Raw genomic sequence first — 19,056 nt, 5'->3', positions numbered from 1 at the left:
ATGCCATCTCATATTGTGAAATGCAAAAGTCCAGAAATTGGCTGACGCTTCATACTCGATGTAAGGCACAACAACACTGACCGTTTCCCGAGGGGGAACGGAACGGATAACGAGGTGGATGATGGGAACAACGCTGGCCGAGAAGGTCTGGGCCGACCATTTGGTGCGTCAAGGTCAGGACGGCGCACCCGACTTAATCTATATCGACCTGCAGCTGATGCACGAAGTGACCAGCCCGCAGGCTTTCGAAGGTCTGCGTCTTGCCCACCGCCGCCTGCGTCGCACCGATCTGACCATTGCGACTGAAGACCACAACACTCCGACCGTGGATATCGACCGTCCGATAGCGGATAAGACCTCGGCCTTGCAGATTTCCACGCTGGAAAGCAACTGCAAGGAGTTCGGAGTCAGACTTCATGCGCTCGGCGATGCCGACCAAGGAATCGTGCATCAGGTCGGGCCGCAGCTCGGGCTCACCCAGCCGGGCATGACCGTGGTGTGCGGCGATTCGCATACATCGACCCACGGTGCGTTCGGAGCGCTCGCCTTCGGCATAGGGACGTCGGAGGTCGAGCATGTGATGGCGACTCAGACTCTGAGTCTCAAACCGTTCAAGACGATGGCCATCAACGTGGAGGGTGATTTGCCCGAAGGAGTCACCGCCAAAGACATCGTGCTGGCGATTATCGCCAAAATCGGCACCGGCGGCGGGCAGGGGCATGTACTGGAATACCGTGGCAAGGCGATTCATCAGCTTTCCATGGAAGCCCGAATGACCATATGTAATATGTCCATAGAAGCCGGTGCAAGGGCTGGAATGATTGCTCCGGACGAGATCACCTTCGAATACCTCAAGGGGCGTCCGCACGCACCGGAAGGTGAGATGTGGGATCAGGCGGTCGAATACTGGAAGACTCTGCAGACCGATGATGATGCGGTCTTCGACAAGGAAGTGACCTTGGATGCATCCGAACTCGCTCCCTTCGTGACGTGGGGGACCAATCCGGGGCAGGGTCTGCCGATCAACGCGGAGGTGCCCATTCCCGAACAGATCAACGACGAGACGCAGCGCCGCGCGGCGGCCAGCGCCATTGCGTATATGGGACTCGAACCGGGCATGTCCATCAAACAGATTCCGGTCGATACGGTGTTCATCGGTTCCTGTACCAATGGTCGTATCGAGGATTTGCGAGCTGCGGCTTCCGTGATGAAAGGTCGGCACAAGGCCAAGAACATTCATCGTGTGCTGGTGGTTCCGGCTTCCTCGCGGGTTCGTCTGCAGGCGGAGAGCGAGGGACTCGACAAGGTATTCGAGGATTTCGGGGCCGAATGGCGCAATGCCGGATGCTCGATGTGCCTGGGAATGAATCCGGACAAGATGGTTCCAGGTGAACGCGCGATCTCGACCTCCAACAGGAATTTCGAGGGACGTCAGGGCAAGGGCAGCCGTACTCATCTGGCATCTCCTCTGGTGGCTGCTGCGACCGCCGTTCGCGGAACGATCAGCAGCCCGGTAGATCTGTGAATCGCCTGAATCGATAGTGGCGTGGGAGTTTAGGAAGGTCCGTCACTGTCTGCCTGACGGATGCGCGTTGGGGTCATGGCCGGCAAATGTTTCGATGATGTTGAGAAGGTGCGGTGAATATGGAAAAGCTTAATGTGATAACCGGTGTTGGGGTGCCCCTTCGACGGTCGAATGTGGATACCGATCAGATCATTCCCGCCGTGTTCCTGAAGCGAGTCACGAAGTCGGGGTTCGAGGACGCCTTGTTTTATGCCTGGCGGAGAGACCCGTCCTTCGTGCTGAATCAGAAGGAGTATGCGGGCGGCCAGGTATTGGTCACAGGACCTGATTTCGGCATCGGTTCGTCACGAGAGCATGCCGTCTGGGCTTTGCACGATTACGGCTTTCGCGTGGTGATAGCCCCTCGCTTCGCCGATATCTTCTATGGCAATGCCGCGAAGAATGGGGTGCTTGCTGCGATCATGCCTCAGGAATCGATTGAATTGCTGTGGAAGATTCTTGAGGAGGAGCCGGGGCGAAGCGTCACGGTCAATCTGGAGGAGCGGACGGCCACCTGCGGTGATGTCACGCTGCCTTTCGAAGTGGACGACTATACGCGTTGGCGTCTGATGAACGGTTACGACGATATCGATTTGACCTTGCAGCACGAAGATGACATCACCGCCTATGAGCGTCGCCGCGCCGAACGTTTCCCGTTCAAGCCGAAGACCCTGCCCGCGAAGCATCTCCCCTCACAGCCCATATCCTCAGCCCGCGAAGAGCAGGACAATTGGCCCGGACCTCTGAGCGCAAGAGCGTAAAGCTCTTGCGGAGGTACGGGCAGCGATAACTGCACTAAAAGGACAGCTTTTCGAAGAAATCTTTACCGTATTGCTGTCCTTTTAGTGCAGTTATCGTATCGGGTCCTTGCACACCACAATGAGCAGAGCCGGCTCAGCATGCCTTGGCGCACAGTTTCGGATGCACAGTTTCGGGGGAGCGGTTACAGTGTTGACGAGAGCATAGCGCACACGACCGAAGACACCATTGAAGACACCATGCGGAGCAAGGTGCAGGGGAGAGAATATGAGCAGCGGAACTGTTGGAATCGACCGTCATGCTGACGAGGCCGCCGACCTGCAGTCGTTCTACGATGTGCGGCGCAGCTATGAGGACAACTATCGTGAGGGACCGTTCGGGGCTTTCGCTGATGTCGCGAATTTTGCGACGAAGCATCCCGCTGACGGTGCCGACGGTGCCGATAAGACCGCGCCGACCCCGTATGACTTTCTCGGCCAGCACTTGAGAACGCCCTTCGGCATTCCCGCCGGTCCTCTGCTCAACAGTGCCTTTACCGATGCCGCGTTCGACATGGGTTTCGATATATGCGTGTATAAGACCGTGCGCTCGAGGGCATGGGAGTGCAATCCATTCCCCAACGTGCTGGCTGTTCACCCGAAGTCTTCCAACGGTTTCCTCGAACCCGGAGGCCCGGAAAGCGAGGATGGTGTGCTCGCCGATGACCGTTATGAACGGCCGATTTCCATTTCGAATTCCTTCGGCGTGCCTTCGCGCGACCCGGATGTCTGGCAGCCCGACATGCAGCGAGCCATGTCGCACGCGGGTATCGGTCAGCTGCTCATCGGCAGTTTCCAAGGTTCACGGGTTTCCGGAATGGACACCAAGGGATATATCCAGGACCATGTGGATACGGCATCCCTGTTGGCGGAGACCGGCGTGAAGGTTATCGAGATGAATACGAGCTGCCCGAACGAAGGCAAGCACCGGCTGCTCTGCGACGATCCGGATCTGGTGGGACGAATATGCGAAGCGGTGAAAAATCGTATCGGCGACATACCGCTTATCGTCAAACTCGCCTACATTCCTGATGACCGTTTTCTTGATCGCCTGGTCGAAGCGACCGTGGCGCACGGTGTGGTGCAGGGTCTGGCAACGATCAACACGATTTCCGCCAAGCTGGTCGACTCGCATGGACGTCAGGCATTGCCCGGCGAAGGACGTGACCGCAGCGGCGTATGCGGCAATGCCATACGGCCTTCCGGTCTGGATATGGTCGCCAGACTGGATGCGATGCGTTCGCGACGGGACTTGGAGTTCTCCATCGTCGGGGTCGGCGGCGTGCTCGATGCCGAAGACTTCGCTGAATACCGAGGGGTCGGGGCCGATGCGGTAATGAGCGCGACCGGAGCGATGTGGGACCCGATGCTCGGCAGGCGAGTCGCGAATGCCTTGGGCCGGTGAGTCGGAAGGGTCTTAAGGTGTGGAGGCTGGGTTCGGCTTCCCGCACATTTCACGCTGTCCCCACATGGCATGTGGCAGACTGTTTGAAGTCGTAGAGAGAAGCAGTCTTGCGAGGACCGCATTCGGATAAAGAGGAGTCTGCCGTGGCCAGTGTTGAAGCCAAGAACGATGTGCTGCATGTTGTGGGAGGTAAACCTCTCGAAGGCACAATCAAGGTGCGTGGAGCCAAGAATTTCGTCAGCAAGGCCATGGTTGCGGCACTGTTGGCACCTGGTGTGTCAACACTGAAAAACGTTCCTGAAATCAGGGATGTGCAGGTGGTGTCCGATTTGCTGCGTCTGCACGGTGTGGGAGTGGACGTGCAATCCAAGGAGGGCGTTGTCACCATCGACGCCAGCCATGTGGAATTGGCCGATGTCGCGGATGTCGATACGCTTTCGGGCTCTTCGAGAATTCCCATCCTCTTCTCCGGACCGCTGCTGCATCGCCTGGGTGAGGCCTTCATCCCTGCTCTGGGCGGATGCCGCATAGGCAGCCGGCCGATTGACTTCCATCTTGAAACCCTTCGCAGACTCGGTGCCCAGGTCGACAAGGAACATGAGGCAGGAATTCATATCACCGCACCTGAAGGGTTGCACGGCGCGAAGATTCATCTTCCATACCCATCCGTCGGTGCCACTGAGCAGACCCTGCTCGCCGCCGTGCTGGCCGAGGGCAAGACCGAGCTTTCCGGTGCCGCCACAGAACCGGAGATCATGGATCTGGTGGCGGTGCTGCAGAAGATGGGCGCTCAGATTTCGGTGGATGTTGATCGCACGATCCGTATCGAAGGCGTCAAATCGCTCAAGGGCTATACCCATACCTCACTGCCTGATCGCATCGAGGGTGCAAGCTGGGCTTCGGCGGCACTCGCCACGCATGGCGACATTTTCGTGGAGGGCGCGGACCAGCCTTCGATGATGACCTTCCTCAACGTATTCAGGAAGATCGGCGGCGAATTCGACATCAGCGACCGCGGTATTCGTTTCTGGCATCCAGGCGGTGATTTGAAGCCGGTGGCCATCGAAACCGATGTGCATCCCGGATTCATGACCGACTGGCAGCAGCCGCTCGTCGTGGCGCTCACACAGGCCAAGGGCTTGAGCATCGTGCATGAGACGGTTTACGAGAATCGTTTCGGATTCACCAAGCCTTTGATTTCCATGGGGGCGACGATTCAGCTGTATCGTGAATGCCTCGGCTCCTTGCCCTGCCGTTTCCAACAGCAGAATTTCGAACATTCCGCAGTGATTTTCGGACCGACGCCTTTGACCGGACAGGATATCGACGTTCCTGACCTGCGTGGAGGATTCAGCCATCTGATTGCCGCGCTTACCGCGAAGGGTCCTTCGACCGTTCACGGCATATCCCTGATAGACCGCGGATACGAGGATTTCCGAGAGAAGCTCAGTGCTCTCGGAGCCGATATCTCCTGAAGCCCTTGAGGGGCCTCCCAATCAGAACTGGTCACGTCTCTCTGCCTCCATGTGAGGTGCAGAGAGACGAGGCACGCTCCGTGGTCAAGCGGAGACGTGTACAACGTTCTCGAGGCGGGATGGCGTGAAGCCGGAGAGGTCTGATCGCGGCTGAGATTTCCGAGGAGCACGGCGGCCCTTGCGCTGTCGGGTCCGGACATAGGGCACAATAGAGTTATGGTATCCAAAGGAAAACCTTCTCCGCGTTCTGCCGTGGAGCCTCTTTCTGATGTGCAGATGGATCGGCTTCGTGAGCGGCACGACCTCGTGGACCCGACTCGGTATTATCCCACTGGTGTGCATCGACCCAATGCCGCAGAAATCGCGGCGCAGAATCCCAAGGCCACGGACCGTCTGCTCGCCGGTGCCTCCTGGGTGGTGAGGAACCGTTGCAAGGTGAAGGCGTGGGGCCTCGAACACGTGCCGGAAACGGGAACGTTCATCACCGCAGCCACTCATGTGACGCAGTTCGACGTGTTCATACCGATGATGGCGCTGTTCCATATGGGGCGACGCCCGAGGTACATGGCCAAGGCCGAAATGGCCGGATGGCCGATTATCGGCAAATGGTTTCAGCTGGTAGGAATGCAGCCGGTGCCACGACGCAGTGGCAAGGCTCGCATCATCGAAGAGGAATCCATAGATATCCTCACCTCAGGAAGACCGTTGACGGTGTGGCCTGAAGGTACGGTTTCCCGCGATCCACTCAAATGGCCGATGACGCTGAAACCGGGCATCGGATTCATCGCCTTGGAGGCTTCAAGGCGTCACGGAGAAGAGATTCCCCTGCACGTTGCGGTGACTTGGGGAGCGGCATCGATTAATCATTGGTGGCCGTGGCCTCGCAAGAACGTCGTGATGTGCTATGACGGCGCACTGGATTATGGAGATCTTCTCGAGGATTCGGATCAGTGGGGCGATGAGCCTCCCGTCGCGGCAGTCAATGAGCTTTCCAGGCGTGTTCGTGCTCGGATGGAAGAGATCATGGTCGAAATCCGAGGAGAGGCACCGCCTGCTGAAGGACTGTGGGATTATCCTACGATGACCCGGAAAGCACGGTAAACTCGGCTAGTGCTCAAGTGCCGGTCGAGTCCGGGCCGTAATGGTCGGCTCGCATGGTGTGACAGCAAATCAATCAGTTGGGAAGTGCCGGAATACGACGCTTTCCGTTTGGAGCAGCAAGATGAACGTAAGTGTGTTGGGTGCAGGTGCATGGGGAACCACATTTGGTCAGGTGCTGGCCGATGCCGGGAATTCCGTCATGATGTGGGGGTTGGAACCCGATATCGTCGAAGACATCAATACCAATCATCGCAATAGTTCGCGTCTGCCGAGCGTCGACCGTCTTCCGGACGCGATGGTGGCCAGCACCGACCGCGCGGAGGCCGTGCGTGATGCCGAAATCGTCGTAGTGGCGATCGCCGCGCAGTTCGCACGTGGAGCGCTTGAGCAGTTCGCCCCTCTTATTCCTGCGAATGCCATCGTCGTCTCTTTGATGAAGGGTATAGAGCGCAGTACCGGTGCCAGAATGGATGAGGTCGTTCGTCAATCCCTGGATATTCCTGCTGAACGCTTCGCCGCCGTGTCAGGGCCGAATCTGAGCAAGGAGGTCGCCGCAAAGATGCCCAGCGCGACCGTGGTCGCTTCCGCCGACCCGGAGACCGCCAGGAAGGTTGCGCTCGCATGCACCACCGACTATTTCAAAGCGTATACATCACCGGATGTGGTCGGTCTTGAACTCTGCGGTTCACTGAAGAACGTCGTGGCGCTCGCCGTCGGCATGTGCAGGGGAGCGGGATATGGAGAGAACACCGCTGCATTGGTGCAGACCCGAGGTCTCGCGGAACTCATCGCCCTCGGCGTCGCATCCGGGGCCCAGGAGCATACCTTTGCCGGACTGGCCGGAGTGGGCGACCTTATCGCCACCTGCGGGTCTCCATTGAGCAGAAACTATACTTTCGGCTCCAACCTGGGCAAGGGCATGTCGCCCGAAGAGGCCACGAAGGCGAGCAACGGAGTCGCGGAAGGTGTGCCTACGACCGAGGCGATGGCCGCGCTCGGCGGCAGACTCGGTGTATCGACACCGCTTGCCAGCGCCATGAGCAAGGTGTTGAGCGAAGGTCTGACATGTGGGCAGATGCTCGCCGAGATTTTCGCGTCGGATGTTTCCGCGGAGTAGACGAACCCTTGCCATCATGCATCGTGGTGAAGTTGTGGATGAGAACGCCGAGACGGAACCGATAGCGGTGCCGGTAGTAGTCTTTCTATCAGTTGGGTGAAGTCTGCAGCGCTCGTGCGGATGTCGGGCGCAAGATCGGCGAGCATGCCCGCAGGTATCGGACCAGCGTGAATATCGCGGTTGTGAAATGGTGAATGAAGGAGTGTCATGCCAAAGAAGCGGATTGTGGTCTTGTACGGTGGCCGAGCGGATGAGCATCCGATTTCCTGCATATCGGCATCGGGCGTGCTCAACGCCATTGATACTGACCGTTTCGACGTGGTCACCGTAGGCATCACCCGCAGCGGGCAGTGGATCGTCGATGGCGATGATCCCCGTGCCTGGAGTCTCGGTGGCGACGGCCTGCCGAGCGTGGAGATCACCGAACAGGCCAGACCGGTGCTGTTGGACGTGGCTCGCGGGGCAGACGGATTCATGATCGGCGATCACGATGATCTGACCGACGCAAACGTCTCGGACGAGACGGTCGCCACGTCGCCGGGTTGCGGCGAAGTCACCTCGCTAGGACATGTCGACGCGGTGTTCCCGGTGTTGCATGGCCCATACGGCGAGGATGGAACCGTCCAGGGCCTGTTGGAAATGATGGATGTGCCTTATGTGGGCTGTGGCGTCTTCGCTTCTGCGGCCTGCATGGACAAGCATTTCACCAAGGTCCTGCTCCAGGCGTCGGGCATTCCGGTGGCACCGTGGATCACGGTGGATACCCGGACGATTCCCGAGGATGAAGAGGGCCGAAGGTCACGTGGCGACGAGATTCTTTCGAAGATACAGAACGCGCATCTGCGATACCCGTTGTTCGTCAAGCCCTCCAGAGCAGGTTCGAGTTTCGGGGTAACCAAAATCGAGCATGACGGCGACCGTGATGAGCTTCTTGCAGCGTTGCTCGAGGCATCGTCGCATGATTGGAAAGTGCTGGTCGAAGAGGGCATCCAGGCTCGGGAAATCGAGTGCGCGGTCCTGCGGGCATCGGAACGGGATCAGGTCGCAACGAGTCTGCCCGGTGAGGTTGTGCTCGACAGCCGTGAGCAGAACGATGAATCCTTCTATGACTTCGACAGCAAGTACATGGATGCGGAAGCATCCCATGTCGAGGTTCCTGCCCATATTCCCGAAAGCACCTTGCAGCGCGTTCGTGAAATCGCCGCCACCGCCTTTGCGGCCGTAGATGGCCAGGGGCTCAGCCGAGTCGACACCTTTGTCGGCGAGGACGGGGAAGTGATGGTGAACGAAATCAACACCATGCCGGGATTCACGCCTATATCCATGTATGCCAAGGCATGGGAGGCAAGCGGTGTCAGCTATACCGAGCTCATCACCAGACTTATCGAGGGTGTGCTGCGCTAAAAGACCGTCTATATGCGTTTGTGTAGGGATCGCTGGCGATATCGTGAGTATGGTCGATGCAGTTGTGGTGTAATTGCAGTCTTTTGACCTGCCTATGAACCTTGTTTACTGACGAATCCCTACACAACCGTCGACTGTTCTCAACGCACGGGTGCAGACGCGTCTCTCTTGCCGTGCGGAGTGTGTGGCGAGGTTGCCGGAGCGCCTGTGGCGGCAGTCGCATGCTGCATGACCGTGCGCTCCATCACACCGGTCCGCTTACCCCAATTCCGTGAGCTGTGTGACGCGCTGAATATTGTCGCCGGGATGGCTGACACGCATGCGCCCTACAGCCAGTCCGAGGCACAGGAACGCCACGCCGAACAACGCCACCAGACCAGCGGATTGGAACCATCCGTAGGCATTCGCGCCGGTTGACGATGCGGTGGAGATACCCAAGGCCTGATCTACGGAAATTGAGAACCACCACCCCGGTGTGAGCTTGCCGATAGCCACCATCACATCGGGCATAGCCGAAGGGTCGAAGGCCGCACCCGAAGTGAACATCAGCACAAGTCCCAATGCCACCGCAACGCCGTTCGCAGCCGAGGTCGATATTCCGAACTGCCCCAGCATGAACCCGAACGCTATGGATACCAGTGTGAATATCAGCAGCGTGAGAATGGGCAGACCGATGGATGGCGCGTCTACGACGGAGAAACCCGCGTTGTGAGGCATCACCAGGGCCAGCGCGATCACGCTGTAGCAGAGCCAGCAGAACAGGCCGATGATCAGGCAGGCGAGAAGCTGCTGAACGCTGAGAAACACCGATTTCAGCGGCGCTGCAAGCAGCCTCCTGCGGGTTTCGACGGTGTTGAAGATGCCGATGAGCAACGACACGCATACCGTCATCGCCGTGAACATCGGATAGATGGAGAGCTTCATCACCAGGCCGAAGCCATTCGCCAGTGACTTGCCGGATTCGTCTCCGGTCTTCACGGTGTCTATCGATGTGTTCCGGGGTGAGTCCTCGATATGCTTCGTGACGACATCGATGGCCTTCGACAACTCCTGCGATTGACCGGAACGCAGCACCGTCCGTACCTGGCTGAAATATCCGTCCACGTTGATTTTCGCCAGAGAACCGCTTCCTGAGGTGTAGCTCACGGTGGTGCGGACCGTGGGCGGGCGCTCACCTGCGGCGGCGGCACTCGTGAAGTCCTGGGAATAGCCGGAGGGTATGACGACGATGAGGTCGACGTAATTGCGTGCCACGGCATCCTGAAGGCTCTGCGCGTCATCGGACAACGGCAGGATATGTGAGGTCTGCGCCAGATAGTCGCTGAGCCCCTCGCCGAGTTTGCCGCCATCGGTGTTGATGACCGCTATGCGGGGACGGACCAATTCGAGACTGGCCGTGGAACCGCTCTGGCCGTCGGCGGAAGTGATGGCGGAGGAACCCATGACGAGCATGAGCGTGCCGAGGCCGAACATGTAGATGAACAGATAGAGCTTGTGACTCCACAGAATGCGCAGTGCCGCTTTACAGGTATTCATAGCGTTGTCTCCTCAGCAGTGCGACGGACGCGCCCAGGAAGAGGGCGCTCATGATGGCGATGATCCCGGTGGTGCGCAGGAAGGGCTGATAGCTGTCGTAGTACAGCAGGTCATAGAAAAGGTCGGATACCTGTTTCACCGGATTCAGCAGGTGCAGAGCCGGAGCCTTTTCGCTGATGCTGTCGCTGACATTCATGGCGAACTGCCCATACAACCCCGCGAACAGTGCGCCGATGCAGGAGATGCTGGTGCATAGTCCTATTTTCGCGCCCTGGGACAACCTTGGTACCACCCCGATGAGCAGACCTCCTGCCGTCGCGACGAAGGACGAGATGAGGACTGCGACGATGGCCATCGCCTCTCTGCCTCCGGCCGAGACGCCGCATACGAATCTGATGTATAGGAATGCCACGGTGAGGCTGATGAAGGATACCAGCCAGCAGGCGAGGAATGTGGCGGTCAGTTGTCGCCAACGAGAGAGAGGCGCTATCGAGCGCCGCGCTCCGAGCGGCGATAGATTCGCCTGCGACAGTGTTATCGAGACGGCGGCGAAGGTCATCGCCATCAGGCAGGTCATGCCCAGCAGCGCGTAATAGTAGCGTGCGAAGGGGTCGGGCGCGAAGTGGGTGAGTGTGCGGTCCGAGGTGTAGCTGTAAGTCGTGCCGTCAACGTCAGCGCCAGCCGGCGAACTGGTGCCGGCCGTCGTTGAGCTTTCTGACCGTTGCTGTTGCGCGGTTCCGGCCATGGATCGGGCGATCGAGACGCTCTGGTTGAATTGCCCGATCATGCTGTGCAGGGCGGTGATCGTTACGGACGAGCTCGTGGTGGATATAGGGTTGTTGGCGTTCGCGGCAACCGTGTCGGCGATGGCCATTGACAGTTTGCCGTCATCCGTGGCGTACAGGTAACCGTCAGACCTGTGCTGTCTGACGGAGGCCTCGGCGGCGCGGACTGATTCCACCGGAAGCGCCGAAATCAATGTCTGCCCGGGGCCGTTGCTGCCGCCGTCCCTGCCGGATATCGCGTCCACAAAGGATTGCGCCCCGTAGACCTTGCTCAAGTTGGAATCCTGAACGACGGCCATGCGCTGCGGCGCGATGTCGTCTCCGCCCAGACCGCTGAACATGCCGAAAAACAGGCTGGAAAGGATAAGCGGGAATGCGAAGAGCCAGAACACATTGCTCTTCTCCCGCAGATTGACCTTGATGGTGGTCTTCACAGTCGTCCACACGATAACCCCTCCAATGCCCCGATGCGTTGAGCCGATTCCTGACTAATCACGTAATGCCTTACCCGTCAATTCGAGGAATACGTCGTTGAGTGATGGAGGTCTGGATATGAGGTGTCCGATGTTGGTGCCGGTGCTGTTCAGCAGATCCAGCAGGTCCGCGAGATTGCGTTCGCCACGTCGGCACGCGACCTTGAGATCGGTGCCGTCGTATTCCGCTTTGACCACGAAGGGCAGTGCCTCCAGGGACCTCAAGGTTTCCACGCTGAGATCCAACGTGTTGATCGTGATGCGCTCGCCGAGGTCGATCATGTCCTTGAGCTCGTCCGCACTGCCGAGGGCGATGCGTCTGCCGTGATCCATAATCATGATTCTGCTGCAGATCTGCTCGACCTCCTCCATGTAGTGACTGGTGTAGACCACCGTGGCACCGGCATCGCGCAGGTGCATGATGCCTTCAAGAATCGCGTTGCGGCTTTGCGGGTCCACCGCCACCGTAGGCTCGTCGAAAAGAATTACATCGGGTCGATGTGCGATGCCGCACGCGATGTTCAACCGACGAATCAGCCCACCGGAGAGTTTGCCGGGCCTGAACTTGGTGAACTCCTCCAGCCCTACGAAGGCGATGGCCTGTTGAACTAGAGGGTCGCGTTCCCGGCGATCCGGCACGTAGAGCGAACAGAAGTAGTCGATGTTCTCTTGCACGGTGAGTTCGTTGAACACGGCGACATTCTGGGGAACGACCCCGATGCGGCGTTTCAGGCCGTATGACACTGGCGTCATTGCCTTACCGAACAGCGAGACGGTTCCGGCTTCGTAGGTCAGCAGCGCTAGGAGACAGTTGATTACCGTGGTCTTGCCCGAGCCGTTCGGTCCGAGCAGGCCGAAGATTTCACCTTGACGGACATGCATATCGAAATGGTCGAGGGCCAGCATGTCGCCGTAGTGTTTGACCAGCCCTGTGACCGCGACCACATCGTCATCGCTTGCTGGTTGCGGATGAGGGTCGGTGCGAGAAAGGGATGATTCGGGTGCGGCGAGGGTTGTGTCCGTCGTCGCGGTGTTCCCGCTGCCAGAGATTTCGGTGCTCATACTTGGTATGTTCGCATACCGTCGAGCAGGCGAACAGTGAGTGCCGTCACCGAATATCGTGACGTTTGTCATCTCATTCGTCGTCCCGGCGCTTTGCTCGGCGGATGGCGCCGGACGGTTCTGGATGGCGGCCAGGTGGGATACGCTTGCAGAACAGGCTTGTCGGAGGGATGGAGAGGCGATGTGGCGCGGTGCAGTCAAACTCTTGCTGTGGTCGCTCTGCATCACCTTGGGATTGATGGCTTCGGGCGGTGTGCTCGATGCATCCTTGATTGTGGCGCTGCTGATGTCGGTATCGGTCAGTGCGTTCAGCGAGTGGTGCACGCCACGTTGGTATGTGGCGTTGCCGACCATGGCTTTCTTGCTTGCCAGCATCATCTTTCCCGTGCTTGTTCCCTTTCTGCCGCTTTCCTCCTGCGATGTCGGCGCGGTGCTGGGTGATCGGCAGCGGCAGAACGATATGTACCGGGGTGCGGAGGCCATGCGGCGGATTCGATTCCTGCGCTGGCTGGTGTATTGCATGTGGATTGTCTCGGTGGCGGCGTGCCTGGTGCACGGGGATGGCAGCGATTTCGGATTACGTGCAGTCATCGCGTTATCGAGCGTCATCGCCTTCGGGCTGGGGCTGATGATGACGTCCATGCGCATTGCCTCGCTGCATCTCATCAGGGTTGACGATGCCAGGAAGGACGCGCTCAGACGCATCCACACAGACAAACTCGACAGGGAAGCCGAACGGAGTCGTTCGGTGCAGCATGCGACATTGCTCGAACGCACCAGAATCGCGCGGGAAATCCACGACAGCGTAGGGCACCTGCTGACGAGGGGAATCATGCAGGCGCACGCCGACCTGGTGATGGCCCGGTCCGCAGGCGATGTTTCGGGCGCCAAAGCATTCGAATCTCTTGAAGAGACGATTGCGGAAGCCATGACGATGCTGCGAGAATCGGTCCACGACCTGGATGAGCAGGGCAACGATTTCATCCACCAAATCGATGTGGCTGCGCACAGCCTTGACCTGGGCCGGGGGAACGCGGATATCACTGCGGAGGAAGCGCCGGATGCCTTGCGTGTGCACTTGGAAAATGGGATTGACGATGCGCCGGTCGCGGTAACACGGTGCTTTGCCATGTCGATTCGCGAAGCGTTGAACAATGCGCTGCGTCATAGTGCCGCCCACCGTGTCGACGTGGTGCTTCGTGACATGCCCGCCCTGTGGCAGCTGGTGGTGCAGGATGATGGCGGTGGGCATACGATGCATGGTCGAAGCGGGCGCGAGATGCTGCGGACGGTCGGTGCGGACGGATTGCGAAACGATCATCGCGGTATGGGGCTGGCCGATATCGATAGCCGTGCAAGGGAGCTTGGCGGCTCCTCGTTGTGCGGGCCTTACGCTGGAGGGTGGCGGGTGTTCGTTTCCATCCCCAAGCAGGCTTGGCAGGGCGGGGTTCGAGATGGCGTATCGTCGAAAGACGCGACGTCGTATGGTATTGCGGCGCCAAGCTTTGGTACGAGTAGAAGCTGATGACCGAGACCGGGAGGTGTGCGATGAGGGTCGCGATAGTCGATGACGATCCGATAGTCTGCTCGTCGCTGTCGACGATACTGATGCAAGGCGGCGGCGTGGAGGTGATATGGACGGCATACGACGGCGCGAATGCCGTGGACAGCTACAGGCGCATGCCGCCGGATGTGCTGCTCATGGATGTGCAGATGTCGGGTGGCAACGGGTTGGACGCCGCACGCAGCATTATCGGTGAGGATGACGGGGCGCGGATACTGTTCCTGACCACCTTCGCTGACAAATCCTACATCGAGCAGGCATTGAGCATAGGAGGCAAGGGGTATCTCATCAAGCAGGATGTGTCTTCCGTGCTTCCCGCCCTGCAGGCTGTCATGGCGGGACAGGTCGTTCTTGGTGCGCAGGCGCTTTCCCAGTTGCCGATCGAAGGCGTCCGCACATCAGCATCCGGGCATCATGAGGAGTCCGGACGGTTGTCGGCGTTGAGCTGCCGGGAACGGGAGATAGCGGCGCTGGTCGCTCAGGGATTGGATAACCACGATATCGCGGCACGCTTGTTCCTGAGCGAAGGCACCATCCGCAATCGCATCAGCGATATTCTGGCGAAACTGGGGATGTCCAACCGCACGCAATTGGCGATTTCCTGGATTCATGCGCATCGGGATGAGGCCTGACGTCGGGGTAGGCACGGTTGTGTAGGGATTTCCTGGCAGACTTGCTGTTCGGTTCTGAAGCAACCTTGGAATTGCACTGAGGCAAGGCCGTTTTCGCGTCACTGTACTTTGGAATCACTACACAAATGTCAATGAGCGAGAATTGGGTGCCTAAGCAGTCTGTTGCGAGGGGTCCTGGACCAGAAAATCCTGGCCTATGAGCGACCGCACGACCGCATCCTGCACCATCGCGGGCAGCACTTCCGGCTTGGCGAACAGCCATAGTTCGGCGCTGACGCCGTAGGGTGTGAATCCTTGGAATCGCACCACCGAGGGAATGGAGGACAGCGTCATGCCATTGGAGGCCTGCGACGCAAGAGCCAATATTTCACGGGCGGTGTTGTCCGGGTCGCTGTCGCCTCTGATGACCATCGGAATGCGAATCATCGTGTCTCCGTTCAGCGTGAGCTTTTCCAGAGACGCCGTGTTCAGCACGGAGTTGGGAATCCACATCTCATTGCCGGAGAGTTCGGTCACGATGGTATGCCGCCAAGTGACGTCCTTGACTGTGCCGTTGGTTCCGGCGATGGAGATGACGTCGCCCGGCTGAATGACTTTGCCCATCATCAGGCCGAATCCTCCGACGATGTTGGCGATGGTGTCCTTGAGACCAAAGGAGAGTGCAATGCCGCTGACGCCCAGTGCAGTGGCGAAGGTGGTGGGATTCACACCGAAAACCGGCTGCATGACCGTCATCGCCGCCATAATCCAGATGACTGCCAGAACGATGTTCACGAATATCGTGGCACTGGGTATCTGGGAACGGTCCAGCAATGTCTGCAACGCCTTGCCGACGATTTTGGTGATGACAACGGTGACGAGCAGCGTCACCGCGAAGATGATGATTCTGTCGGAATACTGCGCCAACCAGCGCGACACCGCTTCCCATAATGCTTCCATAGGGCTCCTTCAGCGTATGACGAGCGTCGGGTCATGACTTTCCGCAAACCACCATACGTGCCGTGAATCATGCTACGCATGAAGTGTCTCAAGCACTTACACAGCCTTCATGATTGCTCGGGCATTATTGGTGTTTCGTGATTACCAGGTGAAGGGTTCATAACAGATGTCGTCGGCGCGTACGCCTCGCGACACCAGCAGACGACGTGTGCTTCTCAGCATCCTGGCCGGGCCGCCGATGAGATAAACCGCATTCGGCATCATCGCGGCCCTCAGCTCTTCAGGTGTGAAACGGCCCGCCTGCATGTTGAGCTCACACCTATCCTCCGTCGCCCAACGCTCGAGTTCCTCGGCATACAGCAGCTGGTCGGTGTTCCTGGCTGAATACAGGAAACGAATCGGACGTCCGGAGCGTTCGTATGCCAGAGCAACAGGCAACAGCGGTGTCACGCCGATTCCACCGGCGAGGATTACCATCGGCCGTGCCGCATCGCGCTCATCGAGAAAACGTTGGTATCGACCGAAGGGCGGTAGCACTTCGACCGCTGCGCCCTCGGTGAGTTTCTCGGGCAGCGCGCGGGTGAAATCTCCGTCGCCGCGTATGGCGAAACGCAGTCGTGCGTTCCTGGATGGCACGTTGACGATGGAGAATGGATGGTATTCGCGAAGGCCTCGTATTCCGGGGAAGCGAATGAAGGCGAAATCGCCGGCTTCCCATGCAGCTTTGAGCCCGGGCAGATGAATGTCGATTTCCAGGACCCCGGGGGCGATGGTGTGAAAGGCCTCGACCTTGCCACGATGCGCGCCGAATCTCTGTACGAGCTTTGCTCGGATATAGAGGACGGCTGCCAGCGCGGAGAAGGCGTCGAAGGCTATCATGAAGGGCCTGATGGTGTTGACGATGGGAATCAGCTGGACGTGGATGAATATCAGCGTCACGGCCACCAGATTCAGGCGATGCAACCACACCGAGAATTCATGCTTGAACACCCGTTCCACGGCGTTCTTGACACGAGCGAGCAGCGGCACCCTTGTGGTCAGCCATCCGGCCATGAACACCATCGACCATACGGCCATAGAAATGAATATCCAGAAGGCTGCGTTGCCGGTGAGTGCAATGATGCCGCTCGAGGGCAGGGCGTTGCGGTGCAGCGCCGCCAACAGAATCGCACCGAGGCTGAGTATCCCATGAATCATATAGATGTTGGGCAGGCCGATGAGTCTGTCCAGCCAGTGCGGACGCGTGCTGAGTATCACCGCGGTCAGCATCCAGCAGTAGGCAATCATTCCGGATTGAATCGCCAGTGCGGAATCCGCATACAGCGGGGAGAGCCCGTTGGTGAGCAACACCAGAAGAGGCATCGGGATGACGAACATCACCGTCAGCCATGTCAGGGTCAGTGGTATGCGCAGTTTCCTCAGCATGTTGGCTCCTCATGTGGTCTCGTGTCGGGGTTGGCTGTGTGCCTTCGACTGATTTTCATGCCGTCCGTGAATTGCAGGATTTCGCCGTTCTCCCTGACGGCGATGGCGTTGAGCCCATGGTCACGGGCCATATGGGTCCACGAATCAAGACCGGAGGCGATTCCTGCGGTGGCCCACATGTCGGCGTCTTCCAGATTGTCGCTGATGACGGTAAGCTGCCTGAGCACTTCTCTATTGGTCGTATGCGTGATGTGTCGCCCGCGTTTGCTGAATCCCGATGTCGCCACGGCGCCGTTGTGCATGCTGCTTCTGGCAATTATCCGGCCCGTGTCCTCGGGGTTTTCGATGCCGATATTCCAGATGTGGTCGCTGTGCTGGGAAACGGCCACGCGGATGTCTCCGCCGCCGTTGAGCGCCACCGCTTCCACTGGTGATTTCTGGAATTCGTCTCCGGTCGTTCCGTGTGCCTCATCGTTGCAGGTTGTCACGAGGGGGGAGAGGAATCGGGTTGTGGCCTTATCGATGGCCCATCCCTTGACCAGGCCGGTAGGGTCGTAAGTACCTTGGTGAAACGCGTCGAAGGCGCCGTGGGTGAGTGTTTTCGCCAGTGCCGATTTGGCGTAGATCTCCTGAAAATCACCGTCATCGAGCAGCGCCGACCAATCGCCTCGTCGGGCTTGCGAAACGAGCGAGTCCGGCTTGAATGGCGAGAAGCGTCTGTCGACCTCGTGCAGGAAACCTTCGATTTCGCCCACCGCCAGTCGGGTCGTCTCGGCTGTGATACGTCGGTTACGGCGGAATTCGTATTCTGACTGTTTCCAAGGCTTGACCATGATGGTGAAGGGGATGTTCATCACGTCAAGAACGTGGACGAGCATGGTGGAATCCGTGAGCACGGTTGAATTCGTGTGCACGGTTGAGCTCGCGAGCACTGTGGAATCCGTCTGCACCTCCGGATTCTGCTGCACGGCGGGTCGGCGTTCGCCGGGAGAGCCTTTGCCGGTCATCACGACCCTCCGCTTTCCACAGCTCCGCTTTCCACATCTCCACTTTCCGCCTGGTTGATGGCATCCTGCAACGAGCCCGTGAAACCGGTGTATGTTTCCGTGGCGCCGCTCACCAGCTTGATATCGGCGCTTTGCGCCGTCACGGCCTCCTGCTCATAGGTGGGTATCACCCTTGCGCTGATGCTTCGCGATTGTTGGGTTTCACTCGGATAGGTGATGGCTGTCACTGTGCTGATGGTCCCGGCGGACACCGTAATCTGGACCTGCACATCTCCGCGATTGGTGCTGACCAATTCGCCGGTGTAGGTGCCGTCGGCCAGTCCGTTCGACGTGGCGGCGCTATCGCCGGATGCTGAGGCGGAATCGGAGGCTGAGTCTGATGCTGAGGCGGCGTCGGATGAGGAACCTTTGCTGGCGTTCGCCTGTGCTTCGGCGCTCTGGTCGCTCGCCGATGTGGCGTCCATACTGGGTTTGAAAAACAGCATGAACATATCCACGATGATGGCGCATATCGCCACAAGACCTATGGCTATGCCGGTCGCTCTGCGTCGCATCGTATCCCCCGGTGTGCGCGGGCAGACTTACCGCCTCGTCTGCGTTCTATGAGTGTTACTAACATTATTATAGGTAGCACAATCTGAACGTCGATAGCCCATATGCTGGGAGTATCCTGCAAGCCTTGGTCGCGGGGGAAGGAAGTCTGGAACCCGAGTACGGGTGACACCCCTTGTGCCGTGGAGTCAGTGCGGCAAAGCCCTGTGAAACGGCAC

General features: G+C 58.8%; 16 protein-coding genes. 9 read left to right on the top strand and 7 right to left on the bottom strand.

Going from position 1 to position 19,056, the window contains the following annotated elements:
• The first annotated feature begins 121 nt into the window (after positions 1 to 121).
• From leuC to DB51_RS08575, 7 genes are all read left to right on the top strand, one after another.
• A complete protein-coding gene (gene leuC, locus DB51_RS08605) occupies positions 122 to 1,525 on the top strand; it encodes a 3-isopropylmalate dehydratase large subunit (RefSeq protein WP_034253247.1) in 1,404 nt (467 codons plus the stop codon).
• Between the two features lie 119 nt (positions 1,526 to 1,644).
• Positions 1,645 to 2,325 (top strand): 3-isopropylmalate dehydratase small subunit, encoded by a 681-nt coding sequence (gene leuD, locus DB51_RS08600; protein ID WP_034253246.1) that lies wholly within the window; start codon positions 1,645 to 1,647, stop codon positions 2,323 to 2,325.
• Between the two features lie 265 nt (positions 2,326 to 2,590).
• Positions 2,591 to 3,766, top strand: coding sequence for a beta/alpha barrel domain-containing protein (locus DB51_RS08595; RefSeq protein ID WP_051867407.1), 1,176 nt, complete (start codon positions 2,591 to 2,593; stop codon positions 3,764 to 3,766).
• Positions 3,767 to 3,909: 143 nt separating this feature from the next.
• Complete coding sequence (murA, locus tag DB51_RS08590) at positions 3,910 to 5,241, top strand: UDP-N-acetylglucosamine 1-carboxyvinyltransferase (RefSeq protein WP_034253245.1); 1,332 nt, start codon at positions 3,910 to 3,912, stop codon at positions 5,239 to 5,241.
• A 216-nt stretch (positions 5,242 to 5,457) separates the two neighbouring features.
• Entirely contained in the window at positions 5,458 to 6,342 is an 885-nt protein-coding gene (locus DB51_RS08585; protein ID WP_034253243.1) for a lysophospholipid acyltransferase family protein, read from the top strand.
• A 121-nt stretch (positions 6,343 to 6,463) separates the two neighbouring features.
• Positions 6,464 to 7,459, top strand: a complete 996-nt coding sequence (locus DB51_RS08580; RefSeq protein ID WP_034253241.1) for an NAD(P)H-dependent glycerol-3-phosphate dehydrogenase — start codon at positions 6,464 to 6,466, stop codon at positions 7,457 to 7,459.
• 207 nt (positions 7,460 to 7,666) lie between these two features.
• On the top strand, positions 7,667 to 8,863 hold the full coding sequence (locus DB51_RS08575) for a D-alanine--D-alanine ligase family protein (RefSeq protein WP_034253239.1): 1,197 nt from the start codon (positions 7,667 to 7,669) through the stop codon (positions 8,861 to 8,863).
• 258 nt (positions 8,864 to 9,121) lie between these two features.
• Here the strand turns inward: DB51_RS08575 and DB51_RS08570 are convergent, their stop codons facing one another.
• From DB51_RS08570 to DB51_RS08560, 3 genes are read right to left on the bottom strand one after another with little or no spacing between them, the layout of a single operon-like run.
• A complete protein-coding gene (locus tag DB51_RS08570) occupies positions 9,122 to 10,399 on the bottom strand; it encodes an ABC transporter permease (RefSeq protein ID WP_051867406.1) in 1,278 nt (425 codons plus the stop codon).
• Positions 10,386 to 11,630 carry an ABC transporter permease gene (locus DB51_RS08565; RefSeq protein WP_034253237.1) on the bottom strand — a complete coding sequence of 415 codons (1,245 nt, stop codon included), beginning with the start codon at positions 11,628 to 11,630 and terminating at the stop codon, positions 10,386 to 10,388. The genes DB51_RS08570 and DB51_RS08565 overlap by 14 nt, the downstream gene beginning before the upstream one ends.
• 42 nt (positions 11,631 to 11,672) lie before the next feature.
• Positions 11,673 to 12,719 carry an ABC transporter ATP-binding protein gene (locus DB51_RS08560; RefSeq protein ID WP_238548337.1) on the bottom strand — a complete coding sequence of 349 codons (1,047 nt, stop codon included), beginning with the start codon at positions 12,717 to 12,719 and terminating at the stop codon, positions 11,673 to 11,675.
• Between the two features lie 181 nt (positions 12,720 to 12,900).
• On the opposite strand from DB51_RS08560, the gene DB51_RS08555 reads away from it, so the two are divergent.
• Together DB51_RS08555 and DB51_RS08550 are read left to right on the top strand one after the other, a co-directional pair.
• A complete protein-coding gene (locus DB51_RS08555) occupies positions 12,901 to 14,244 on the top strand; it encodes a sensor histidine kinase (protein WP_238548336.1) in 1,344 nt (447 codons plus the stop codon).
• Between the two features lie 23 nt (positions 14,245 to 14,267).
• Positions 14,268 to 14,915, top strand: coding sequence for a response regulator transcription factor (locus DB51_RS08550; RefSeq protein ID WP_034253235.1), 648 nt, complete (start codon positions 14,268 to 14,270; stop codon positions 14,913 to 14,915).
• 150 nt (positions 14,916 to 15,065) lie between these two features.
• Here DB51_RS08550 and DB51_RS08545 read toward each other — a convergent pair whose 3' ends face one another.
• The 4 genes from DB51_RS08545 to DB51_RS08530 all read right to left on the bottom strand — a co-directional run bounded on the left by DB51_RS08545 (position 15,066) and on the right by DB51_RS08530 (position 18,840).
• Complete coding sequence (locus DB51_RS08545) at positions 15,066 to 15,854, bottom strand: mechanosensitive ion channel family protein (RefSeq protein ID WP_034253233.1); 789 nt, start codon at positions 15,852 to 15,854, stop codon at positions 15,066 to 15,068.
• A gap of 141 nt (positions 15,855 to 15,995) precedes the next feature.
• Entirely contained in the window at positions 15,996 to 17,279 is a 1,284-nt protein-coding gene (locus tag DB51_RS08540; protein ID WP_034253231.1) for a ferric reductase-like transmembrane domain-containing protein, read from the bottom strand.
• Entirely contained in the window at positions 17,273 to 18,286 is a 1,014-nt protein-coding gene (locus tag DB51_RS08535) for an FAD:protein FMN transferase (protein WP_051867404.1), read from the bottom strand. The genes DB51_RS08540 and DB51_RS08535 overlap by 7 nt, the downstream gene beginning before the upstream one ends.
• Complete coding sequence (locus tag DB51_RS08530; protein WP_051867403.1) at positions 18,286 to 18,840, bottom strand: FMN-binding protein; 555 nt, start codon at positions 18,838 to 18,840, stop codon at positions 18,286 to 18,288. The genes DB51_RS08535 and DB51_RS08530 overlap by 1 nt, the downstream gene beginning before the upstream one ends.
• Positions 18,841 to 19,056 lie beyond the last annotated feature (216 nt).

This window comes from Bifidobacterium crudilactis (assembly GCF_000738005.1).
Taxonomy (GTDB): domain Bacteria; phylum Actinomycetota; class Actinomycetes; order Actinomycetales; family Bifidobacteriaceae; genus Bombiscardovia; species Bombiscardovia crudilactis.
Note: the sequence above shows the minus strand (reverse complement) of the source record. Positions and strands in the feature narration are given on the sequence as shown.

What these genes read in the sequence shown, in the direction of transcription:
- DB51_RS08530 (WP_051867403.1), bottom strand. Translation starts at nt 18,840, where the DNA reads ATGCGACGCAGAGCGACCGGCATAGCCATAGGTCTTGTGGCGATATGC.
- DB51_RS08555 (WP_238548336.1), top strand. Translation starts at nt 12,901, where the DNA reads ATGTGGCGCGGTGCAGTCAAACTCTTGCTGTGGTCGCTCTGCATCACC.
- DB51_RS08595 (WP_051867407.1), top strand. Translation starts at nt 2,591, where the DNA reads ATGAGCAGCGGAACTGTTGGAATCGACCGTCATGCTGACGAGGCCGCC.
- DB51_RS08550 (WP_034253235.1), top strand. Translation starts at nt 14,268, where the DNA reads ATGAGGGTCGCGATAGTCGATGACGATCCGATAGTCTGCTCGTCGCTG.
- DB51_RS08560 (WP_238548337.1), bottom strand. Translation starts at nt 12,719, where the DNA reads ATGAGCACCGAAATCTCTGGCAGCGGGAACACCGCGACGACGGACACA.
- DB51_RS08535 (WP_051867404.1), bottom strand. Translation starts at nt 18,286, where the DNA reads ATGACCGGCAAAGGCTCTCCCGGCGAACGCCGACCCGCCGTGCAGCAG.
- DB51_RS08575 (WP_034253239.1), top strand. Translation starts at nt 7,667, where the DNA reads ATGCCAAAGAAGCGGATTGTGGTCTTGTACGGTGGCCGAGCGGATGAG.
- DB51_RS08580 (WP_034253241.1), top strand. Translation starts at nt 6,464, where the DNA reads ATGAACGTAAGTGTGTTGGGTGCAGGTGCATGGGGAACCACATTTGGT.
- DB51_RS08570 (WP_051867406.1), bottom strand. Translation starts at nt 10,399, where the DNA reads ATGAATACCTGTAAAGCGGCACTGCGCATTCTGTGGAGTCACAAGCTC.
- DB51_RS08540 (WP_034253231.1), bottom strand. Translation starts at nt 17,279, where the DNA reads ATGCTGAGGAAACTGCGCATACCACTGACCCTGACATGGCTGACGGTG.
- leuD (WP_034253246.1), top strand. Translation starts at nt 1,645, where the DNA reads ATGGAAAAGCTTAATGTGATAACCGGTGTTGGGGTGCCCCTTCGACGG.
- DB51_RS08545 (WP_034253233.1), bottom strand. Translation starts at nt 15,854, where the DNA reads ATGGAAGCATTATGGGAAGCGGTGTCGCGCTGGTTGGCGCAGTATTCC.
- DB51_RS08585 (WP_034253243.1), top strand. Translation starts at nt 5,458, where the DNA reads ATGGTATCCAAAGGAAAACCTTCTCCGCGTTCTGCCGTGGAGCCTCTT.
- leuC (WP_034253247.1), top strand. Translation starts at nt 122, where the DNA reads ATGGGAACAACGCTGGCCGAGAAGGTCTGGGCCGACCATTTGGTGCGT.